This window comes from Vulcanisaeta sp. (genome assembly GCF_049966235.1).
In the GTDB taxonomy this organism is placed as follows: Archaea; Thermoproteota; Thermoprotei; order Thermoproteales; family Thermocladiaceae; genus Vulcanisaeta; species Vulcanisaeta moutnovskia.
Window position 1 is genome coordinate 1 of record NZ_JBMFVA010000035.1, and the last position, 8,657, is coordinate 8,657.

The window sequence follows — 8,657 nt, forward strand, 5'->3', positions numbered from 1 at the left end:
GGAAGTTCAGGGCTGAGTTCTATTACACACAGTATAATATTATTGAGATCTTGGGTAAGCTCTCCAGACTCGATTACGATGAGGGTATCGTGATGAGGGGATTAAAGATCATAAACGATGAGTTTACACTTACTGAACCAACAATTGACGGTTACGTTAAAGCCCTTAGGCTTAAACATAGGGGATTCAACGATCTAATAGACCTGCTTTTATATGCCACAGCCATCACTAGGAACCTAAAGTTATTAACCAGGGACAAAAGTCTCATACAATTCCTAATACATGAAGGTGAACCAATCAATAACGTAGTCCCTGAAGAAGATTTCTTAAGTGGCTTCTAGTATAAATGATGGATGATTGATAGTACTTGCAACGATTATACAATTAACATGTAATACTCGGTCTTCTCAATCCTACCGGTCACCGGGTCTACCCTGAGCCCAAGGGTTTCCAGGGTATCAACACCTATTACAGGCATTGCGCCGCTGAACGCGAGTATCCTGACAGGGCCTCTCCTACCCTCAATCTCGGTCTCAGCAATGAACACCTTAGCCCTCACCACCCTACCATCGCCAAGCCTAACCTCAGCCTCGAAGGGAGTCTCTACGAAGTGCTCCCTAGCCAATTCCAGGGGCATGACCGTAAAGGATGCGCTAGTATCCACTGGCACCTTCTCCATGGTGAACTCGTCCCTACCCCTAAAGCGAACGCTAACAAATACGTGACCCACCACCTCACCCACTATATTTATGGTAAATCTAAAAATAAAAAATTTAGTAATTGGGTAGCCCCATAGCCGCTTCCCCGTACATCGGGTCAAGGAATTCGTGATACCTAATTATGTATGCTTAATTTATCTAAGGTCCCCTATTACATTGCTAAATACATATTAATTAACACTTTAGATCACGTATTACTACCGCTGACGATATGCCTAAGCACCAGTACCGTAAAAGCCCTTTAACCGATATGAACTTCCGTAACAGCCTTAGCAACGACTGGGTCAGGTATGGCGTAAGTGTTATTTACCTTGCTCAGATAGCCATACCTAACGAGATTCCTTATGAGCTTATTAAAAACCGTGTCAGAGATCTCGCCTGTCCTAACCTCAACATACCTCCTAATCTCACTCCACGTATTTAACCCACGGGCCACGGCGTTGAGTATTGCCAGGTACCTAGCCCTTGACGGCTTAATAACAGCATCAAGCTCACTAAGTACTAGCTTAACACCATCATTGAACACCTTGTCCAAGGCCTCCCTGTGGCTCAACTTCTCAATACCCCTTAAGTAACCGTATAACGTCAACCAACCAACAATACCATCCAACTTTTCATAAACCTCATTCAACTCACCATCATTAACCTCAATGCCCAACTCAGTGAAGCCTCTCCTCAGGAAATTAATGCTCGTCTCCCTACTAAACCTATCCACGTAAATCTCCCTGACATGCCTACCATAAAGCGGCGCCTTTGGATCATCAATCCTCAGGAAATTCCTTAAAACTCCGACCTCACTCCCAGTCACTATAAACGTGACATTACTTAAATTATCATAAGCCCACGCCAATACACCATCATACCTAATATTCGAAAACCTCATGTACTGAGCCTCATCAAAAACCAGTATAAACCTCGTGGAATTACGACCACACCACTCATCAACCGCATTAAGCAGCTCTATTAAGTTGGCCCTAGACTTCCTAGACAACTTAATTTCAACACCACCTGCGCTAACCCTAACCCAGCTTATACCCCTTAACGCATCCTTAAACCCTTCCCAAAGCCTCTCGCCCTTTCTCATGAATTTCCGGAACCCATCAAGAACGTGTCTAACCAGGCTACTAACGTTAACATTACCCTCAACAAAGTATATCTGTCTCACATCAATAAGTACGTATGGTTGAGAAAGGTCGCTTAGGAAGGCCCTAACTAAACTCGTCTTACCAATCCTCCTAATACCATAAACAGCAATGAGCCTATCACCCCTAAGCACGCTGTTCCTTAGTTCGTTGAGTTCAATCTCTCTATCATAGAGATCCCTTATGGTTGCCTTGGGCTCTACGCTGAATAGCATGGCTAACTCCCCCCATTAGTTACTAACTCCCCGGGTTAGTTATTAAGCCTTTAATCAAGCAGTAATGATCAAAGAAAGAATGATTGAATGCAATACACAGGTTAAGGCAATTATGTAGGTCGTAATGGCGAGAACTGATTTACCCCTGCCCCTGACCAAGCACCTCACCAACTATCCTCTCTATCGACTTAACTAATCTCCTATCTGCACCGCCACTGCCCAGGGAGTTTATGAAAGAGTTAAGGACCTCGAGGTCCACGCCATACCTGCCATAATAACTTGGTAGGTAGTGGAGGATTATGTTCTCTTCATACCTAAGCACCTGGAGAACCTTCATTAGCTTAAGGAAATCAATTAAACCATCGAATATTGGCAAACCAAAGGAACCACCCCTCTTATTGCTGAAGTAAATAGCCTTAACATAACCACTCAACTCAACAAACCTCCTGGTGAAATCCCTCAAACCCCTCTCCCTGGCAACATGAAGTGCGAGACTAAGCCTATGCGGAGAAACCTTATTGGCAAACTCAGTAACCTCACCTGGGCTCCTCAGGAAGTCCCCAACACCAAATTCCCAAACGATATTAATGCCATACATGGATGCCTCATCAAGTAACTCGGCTAAGGTATTAACGTCATTAATACCAGGTCTAGCCACCATGGAGTTCACATTTAAGTAATCAAGAAGCGCAACAAGCCTCTCTGCATCACCTCTTCTTCTCAGGTAACCAACCTTAACTTGACCAATCCTAAGTCCAAGGTCCTCAAGCTCCACGGCCAGGGTCGGCAGGAACTTATTAACGCTTGGGAAACCCCTAATGTCGAGTTCAGCCTGGACATTCAGCTTGGGTAAGTCCTTAATCGGCTTAACGCTAATTAATAATTCCACAATAGGCGATAGTTTAGAATAAGTTAAAAAAACTATCGATGGTGAGCAAGAGACCAAGCTTTTTAAGCTGGTAAGTAATTATTGATCTACAATGAGCATTGACGATACTGAGAGAAGGAGGATAATGATGAAGATAATGATGGAGATAATGAGCAAAGCCCAGCAAAGCGCAAGCGCCAAGCGTGAGCTTACTAATGAGGAGGTCATTCAATTAATTAGACAAATCACCAAGGGCGAGAGGGCTGGAGAGATAATAGATAATGCATTACAGCTCTATGGAGATACTGCCGTCCAGGTGTTCAGACAATTAGTGGAGCTGTATCTAAGCGATAGGTTAGGTGAGCTCCAGGATTCCGAACTTTACCAAATACTCGAGAGGGTTGGACTTCATGTGCCATTAAGGACTAGGATAAGGATTGTGAGGCATGGCAGGGAGGAAAACATCGGAGCTTCAGACAAATGATGAACATTAATACCTAATCGCACAACTTAATGGAATCACCGCACCTTGGTTTTACATAAAGTCTCAATACTATGTATACCAATATTATGACCACAGCTATACCCGTGATAACGTACAAATACCTATCGATCAAACCTATGATCAGCGACCATTCAGCTGCGAATGAGAAACCAATATATGCAAGGATTGAATCCCAAACTAAATGCCCCAAGAACGTAACGACAATAAAACTCACAATCCTCATGCCGGCCAAGCCCGCAGGAAATGATATAAGCGCCCTAAAACCAGGTAAGAACCTAAAGCCAAATACGGCAAAGACACCATACCTACTGAACCACCTATTGAGGGCGTTAAGCCTATTTTTGTCAATACCGAATAACCTACCATATTTAATTAGGAATGGTAAACCAAGGTAATAGGCCATGTAGTAATCAATCAAAGAACCAACAAGGCTACCCAAGGTGCCAGCCAAAACACCGAGGACAGGGTCAATAAGGCCTAGGGATGCGTAATAACCCACGAGAGGCATAACAACCTCACTGGGTATAGGCAAGGACATACCCTCGAGAACCATAAGGATGAATATGAGGACGTATCCATGCAGACCCGTAAATACGTAACTCAACATACGTAATCGAGAAACACAGCACCTAATAAGGGTTTTGCGGAACACAGAATCTGCAATACAGACGTACAAAGTTTCACGGAAGTCATCGCAAATTTTCACGGAGAAACGCTATTTGTGACAAGGTAGCCCATACCAGTGACCAACATGAACCTAGTAAAGTACGCCTTAGTAATAGCGATGATGACGGCGGTCATATCAGTACTCATAGCCCTGGCACAGCAGGTAAATCAAAGTAGTAATACCCAGGTAAATATAATACATAGTACGAATATAAATGCAACAAACACAACTAGCACTCAATTGGTAGGTAACTGTACGCAGTATGGCGAGTTCCAGGGAGAATTCCAATGCGGACCTCAGGAGAACATAACCAAATACAATGCCACAAACGTTATTCCCTATCAGTACGAGGATGAGGTTGAGTACGAATTATCAATAGAGGACTAATGAATGATTCAATTATAAACTCTTAAAAATATCTCTTTTCCTTCTTTCCTTGTAAAGTTTTATGAGTAAGACTTACGTAGTTGGTAAAGGGATTTGCCCCAAATGTGGTGTAGAAGGCACAGTAGTAATTAGGAGCAGCGGCTCAGGGCTTTACGTCTATATTAGGCATGGTAGGGTATGGCACTATGTAGGACCAATGGATAGAATAAATATTGAAAGGCTGATGATAAAGAAGGAACAAGAAACGTCAATGAACAGCAGGAGGAATGCGCATGATTACGTAGTAGGCAAAAAACTCGTGGTGATACTCACGGCATTAATATTACTAACAACTATAAACATAGTAATGCATTGGATACTAATAGGCAACAGCCTGAACAACAACGTCAATGATGAATCAATAAGCCAACAACCCAACCACTACGTAGCGACCATGGATACAATCAACACGGACATACTGCGCGAATTAATGAGCAACGATAATTATAAAATCAATATGTGCCCACTGGACATGCCTGATTAAGGCAATGAGGGTTGGAGCAGTAATATTAGCCGCTGGGGAGGGCAGGAGGTTTGGTGGGAATAAACTACTGGTGAGTATTAATGGTGAGCCAGCAATAACGAGGGTCCTCAGGGCTGTGGAGGGTCTGGATAGGGTCGTGATTGTTGGCGCCTATGTCAATGACCTATTGCCATACCTACGCAATGAGATTGTTATTTATAATCCATGGTATAAGGAGGGCATGAGCACGTCAATAAAGCTGGGCATAAGGTTCTTTCAGGACTATGATGCGGTGCTCATAGTGCTAGCGGACATGCCGCTGATAACTAGGGAAACCATAAACAAAATACTCAATGCATACCATGAGGGGTGCACGGCAGTAATACCCACACATAACGGTGTTAGAGGAAACCCAGTATTGATACGTAAATCCCTATTTCCAGACTTAATGAGACTAAGCGGTGACGTGGGTGCACGGGAAATACTGAGGCATAGGACTGATGTTTGTACCGTAGAGTGCGGTCCCGAGGTCCTGATCGACATAGACACAGTCAATGACCTAACTAATGTCCTTAACACTATCAATACCAATCGCTAACAATAAACTCCCGATAAAGGTAACCACAGGAACCACGTTAAGTACCGCACCAACCTTAATGAAAACATCTCCCTGGGAAGCTCGCCAGAAAAATAGGGATATTGAGACATCACCAAGGAAGGCAATACCCATACCAATCATTGTAACCACGTAAGATGTTGACGTAAGGTGCATTATTAGTAATATTGATGAACCGAGCATTAGCAAAACCGCACCAATAGAACCAATACTTAGTGAGTAACCAGGTCCATTAAAGCCCAGGTACATCATCATAGACGATACGACATATATCGACGTAATTAACAGAATAAGGATAAAACTAAAGTACCTTGGATATACAATGGCAATGAAGTACAGAAGCTCAGCTAGGAATTCCAGGATAAGCCCTACCTTAATGAGTACCCTATTACGCATAGTAGTAATTATAAGGAACTGGGTTAAAAAGCATAGGGGATTGAAAAAGCCAAAGAAAGCCAACACAATAAAAATTAATTTGTATTTTTTATATTTAAGGCTCATAACTAAATTATGTGGGTCACGTGTACGCCGACGTAGTGATAAAGGGGAGTAAAGGTTCAAAGCAGATCAAAATGCTTATCGACACAGGCTCAACATACATAGTCCTAGACCCAGACACAATAAGGGAACTAGGCCTTATCGAAACGCCCTACACCGTGTAATTAGTGATGGCCAACGGCTCGAGAGAAAAAAGACAAGGTATATGTTGAGGAGGCCGAGGTTAAGGGCAGGAGAGACCCCCGTAATGATTGCTGCCCCGAAAACGCCAATACCACTCCTCGGCGTGCATGCCCTTGAATCGCATGGATTTAAGGTCAATCCAAGGACGGGCGAGCTCGAGGAAGTAGGCCCAGAGGGTGGCTATTTGCTTTAATCTAAGCATTCCATTACTTACCCATCCTGGATAAATCATGATCAAAACACATAATCACAACGCCGCCCTGGCCTGGCCCTAGCCCTAACCCGCTGGTTCTTCATGGCCATGTTCGGCGTAGCCCTCACAACCTTCATACAACTGAGGCGGAGAAGCGACGTGCTGGCCGGCATATTCTCCACATCAACCACCCTAAACGAGGTTGGTCGGCTCACGGGTGCATTCATAGTACTGCCCATAGCCTCCTTGAGCGTGCCTGCCACCTTCATTGTTGCATCGATAATGACGTTAGCCTCAGCCCTCATATTACTACCATATGCCCCACACCGAAGCCCTCATAACCTCGCTCCCCAATAGGCGTGTCAATACTATCGTGAGCCTAGTGCACCCATTAAGTAATGTTCCATCTAAGGACGATAAATCCCTAGGGCGCTACGTAAAGGACTTGGCACGAGGGGTTGAATTCTTCATTAGCAATACGTGGTTATTTTAAAAATCGACATCTTAAATAATTCTAGGTAAGGCTGACTTAGTATGGATCCTGCCATGGTAGTGAGGTTGGCAGGTATTACGGCGTCTATAATCCTTACGGAGATCATTATATGGAGTGGAACATCTTGTTTACGGCACAACGACAAGCCTGGGATTATAGAAGTTCGCGTAGATTTTCCTGAAATTATAGGAATGGTAATTGGCATAAGCCTTCTAATCAACTATACCGCACCACTTATTCTAGCCCTAATCCATCAACAATTCTTGGCGTGGCCCTCAATAATCATAAACCAACGCGCATGGGCTCCAAAACCAACCACAGTACTCATAAACACACTAACCAACATAGCCATATCCATAGCCTACGCATTGATACGTACAATAACCATCCACCCATCATTATGTGAAGACGAAATTGAAGTTATTGCGATATAAAATACCGCATTTAATTAGCACATACGTAGGCTTAGAGACAATTTGCCCATTAACTCATCTAAACACGCCCCTAAACTCAACCTCAACACCCCTCCCCTCCCTAACAGCCCTATCATAAATCAACTTAGCGAGAACAAGGTCCTCCACGGCAATGCCCAGGGACTTAAACACCGTTACAGAGCCATTGCTGGGCCTACCCCTAACCCTACCAACCACAACGTCAGCCAGCGGAACAACCCTAGACCAAACAACATCACCAGCCATTATCAAGTCACCAGCCTCCTCCCTAGCCTGAGCCACATCATCAACCGCAATCACATCAGCCCTCAACACAGCGTCAGGCGCCAACTCAGCCCTATTGGCCCAGTTACTACCAATGGCATTAATGTGCATTCCAGGCGCTATGTATGAACCACGTATGAACGGATCCTTCGAATTAGTCGCAGTGACCAAAACATCGATGCCCCTACAAACCTCCTCATAATCACCAGCAACAACTGCGTCAAAACCCCTAGATTCAATGTACCTGGCAAATTCCTCGGCATGCCCACGAGACCTACTGAAGACCTTAACCAACTTGAGGTTCAAGACCCTACTCAGGGCCTCAAACTGAGCCCTCGCCTGGACCCCAGAACCCACAATACCAAGGACTGACGAATCCCCCCTAGCCATGTACTTAGTAGCCACTGCCGAGGCAGCCCCAGTCCTCAACTGACCAAGCCTATCAGCCTCAATAATGGCTAATAACTCACCACTATCGAGACTGAACAGAACAACCACGAACCTAGTACCATGCCTAGTGCTTAGGTACGTCTTAAGCCCAGGTTTATTTTTATTGGGGAAAGGAGGTTTGAATTGGCCCGTGGGCCCTTGGGTGGGGTCTTATAGTGAGACGCTTAACCCATCTTCATTTCTCAATTTCTTTATTGCCTTGGCTATTGACCGTGCTCTCTTTTCCTTGCCCTTGTTCTTTGCTTCTTCGTGCATTCTCCTCAATACTTCGCAGACCTTGGCGGTAAGCTCAGGGTACTTCTTTATTACGTCCATGCTTATGTAGACCACATACATATTACTTCGCTTGCTCAACTCAACCCTCTCATAGCCTGCATTCCTAAGTGTCTCCAAAATTCTCACGGCATCCCCATAGTCCTTGCGTCGTACCCTAAGTTCAACAGAACCATTTTGCACGATAACGCTCATTTTTATATTTGCAACCTCAATCGAAGAAATACCCC

General features: G+C 44.3%; 15 protein-coding genes and 1 pseudogene. 8 read left to right on the forward strand and 8 right to left on the reverse strand.

What is annotated here, in order from left to right:
• On the forward strand, positions 1-341 hold a 341-nt coding region (locus ACP5L5_RS11185; protein ID WP_428763839.1), incomplete at its 5' end, for a PIN domain-containing protein.
• A 35-nt stretch (positions 342-376) separates the two neighbouring features.
• On the opposite strand, the gene ACP5L5_RS11190 is transcribed toward ACP5L5_RS11185, so the two are convergent.
• The 3 genes from ACP5L5_RS11190 to ACP5L5_RS11200 all read right to left on the reverse strand — a co-directional run bounded on the left by ACP5L5_RS11190 (position 377) and on the right by ACP5L5_RS11200 (position 2,965).
• Positions 377-730, reverse strand: a complete 354-nt coding sequence (locus ACP5L5_RS11190) for an aspartyl protease family protein (protein WP_428763841.1) — start codon at positions 728-730, stop codon at positions 377-379.
• A gap of 230 nt (positions 731-960) precedes the next feature.
• On the reverse strand, positions 961-2,076 hold the full coding sequence (locus ACP5L5_RS11195) for an AAA family ATPase (RefSeq protein WP_428763843.1): 1,116 nt from the start codon (positions 2,074-2,076) through the stop codon (positions 961-963).
• Positions 2,077-2,215: 139 nt separating this feature from the next.
• A complete protein-coding gene (locus ACP5L5_RS11200; RefSeq protein WP_428763845.1) occupies positions 2,216-2,965 on the reverse strand; it encodes a hypothetical protein in 750 nt (249 codons plus the stop codon).
• Between the two features lie 91 nt (positions 2,966-3,056).
• On the opposite strand from ACP5L5_RS11200, the gene ACP5L5_RS11205 reads away from it, so the two are divergent.
• Complete coding sequence (locus tag ACP5L5_RS11205) at positions 3,057-3,428, forward strand: DNA-binding protein (protein WP_428763847.1); 372 nt, start codon at positions 3,057-3,059, stop codon at positions 3,426-3,428.
• Between the two features lie 13 nt (positions 3,429-3,441).
• Here ACP5L5_RS11205 and ACP5L5_RS11210 read toward each other — a convergent pair whose 3' ends face one another.
• On the reverse strand, positions 3,442-4,056 hold the full coding sequence (locus ACP5L5_RS11210) for a DedA family protein (protein ID WP_428763849.1): 615 nt from the start codon (positions 4,054-4,056) through the stop codon (positions 3,442-3,444).
• A 144-nt stretch (positions 4,057-4,200) separates the two neighbouring features.
• Between ACP5L5_RS11210 and ACP5L5_RS11215 the strand changes: the two genes are divergently transcribed.
• From ACP5L5_RS11215 to ACP5L5_RS11225, 3 genes are all read left to right on the forward strand, one after another.
• Entirely contained in the window at positions 4,201-4,503 is a 303-nt protein-coding gene (locus ACP5L5_RS11215; RefSeq protein ID WP_428763851.1) for a hypothetical protein, read from the forward strand.
• A gap of 61 nt (positions 4,504-4,564) precedes the next feature.
• Positions 4,565-5,026, forward strand: coding sequence for a hypothetical protein (locus tag ACP5L5_RS11220; RefSeq protein WP_428763852.1), 462 nt, complete (start codon positions 4,565-4,567; stop codon positions 5,024-5,026).
• Positions 5,027-5,030: 4 nt separating this feature from the next.
• Positions 5,031-5,603, forward strand: coding sequence for a nucleotidyltransferase family protein (locus ACP5L5_RS11225; RefSeq protein WP_428763854.1), 573 nt, complete (start codon positions 5,031-5,033; stop codon positions 5,601-5,603).
• On the opposite strand, the gene ACP5L5_RS11230 is transcribed toward ACP5L5_RS11225, so the two are convergent.
• On the reverse strand, positions 5,565-6,017 hold the full coding sequence (locus tag ACP5L5_RS11230; protein WP_428763856.1) for a hypothetical protein: 453 nt from the start codon (positions 6,015-6,017) through the stop codon (positions 5,565-5,567). The two genes, ACP5L5_RS11225 and ACP5L5_RS11230, sit on opposite strands and share 39 nt — an antisense overlap.
• Positions 6,018-6,133: 116 nt before the next feature.
• Between ACP5L5_RS11230 and ACP5L5_RS11235 the strand changes: the two genes are divergently transcribed.
• On the forward strand, positions 6,134-6,283 hold the full coding sequence (locus ACP5L5_RS11235) for an aspartyl protease family protein (protein ID WP_428763858.1): 150 nt from the start codon (positions 6,134-6,136) through the stop codon (positions 6,281-6,283).
• 41 nt (positions 6,284-6,324) lie between these two features.
• Positions 6,325-6,495, forward strand: a complete 171-nt coding sequence (locus tag ACP5L5_RS11240) for a hypothetical protein (protein ID WP_428763859.1) — start codon at positions 6,325-6,327, stop codon at positions 6,493-6,495.
• 41 nt (positions 6,496-6,536) lie between these two features.
• Here the strand turns inward: ACP5L5_RS11240 and ACP5L5_RS11245 are convergent, their stop codons facing one another.
• On the reverse strand, positions 6,537-6,800 hold the full coding sequence (locus tag ACP5L5_RS11245) for a hypothetical protein (protein ID WP_428763861.1): 264 nt from the start codon (positions 6,798-6,800) through the stop codon (positions 6,537-6,539).
• 229 nt (positions 6,801-7,029) lie between these two features.
• Here ACP5L5_RS11245 and ACP5L5_RS11250 point away from each other — a divergent pair, with 229 nt between their 5' ends.
• Entirely contained in the window at positions 7,030-7,422 is a 393-nt protein-coding gene (locus ACP5L5_RS11250) for a hypothetical protein (RefSeq protein WP_428763863.1), read from the forward strand.
• Positions 7,423-7,476: 54 nt separating this feature from the next.
• Here the strand turns inward: ACP5L5_RS11250 and ACP5L5_RS11255 are convergent, their stop codons facing one another.
• Positions 7,477-8,202, reverse strand: coding sequence for an ornithine cyclodeaminase family protein (locus tag ACP5L5_RS11255; RefSeq protein WP_428763865.1), 726 nt, complete (start codon positions 8,200-8,202; stop codon positions 7,477-7,479).
• A gap of 102 nt (positions 8,203-8,304) precedes the next feature.
• Positions 8,305-8,657 (reverse strand): annotated as a pseudogene (locus ACP5L5_RS11260) (hypothetical protein); the annotation flags it as partial.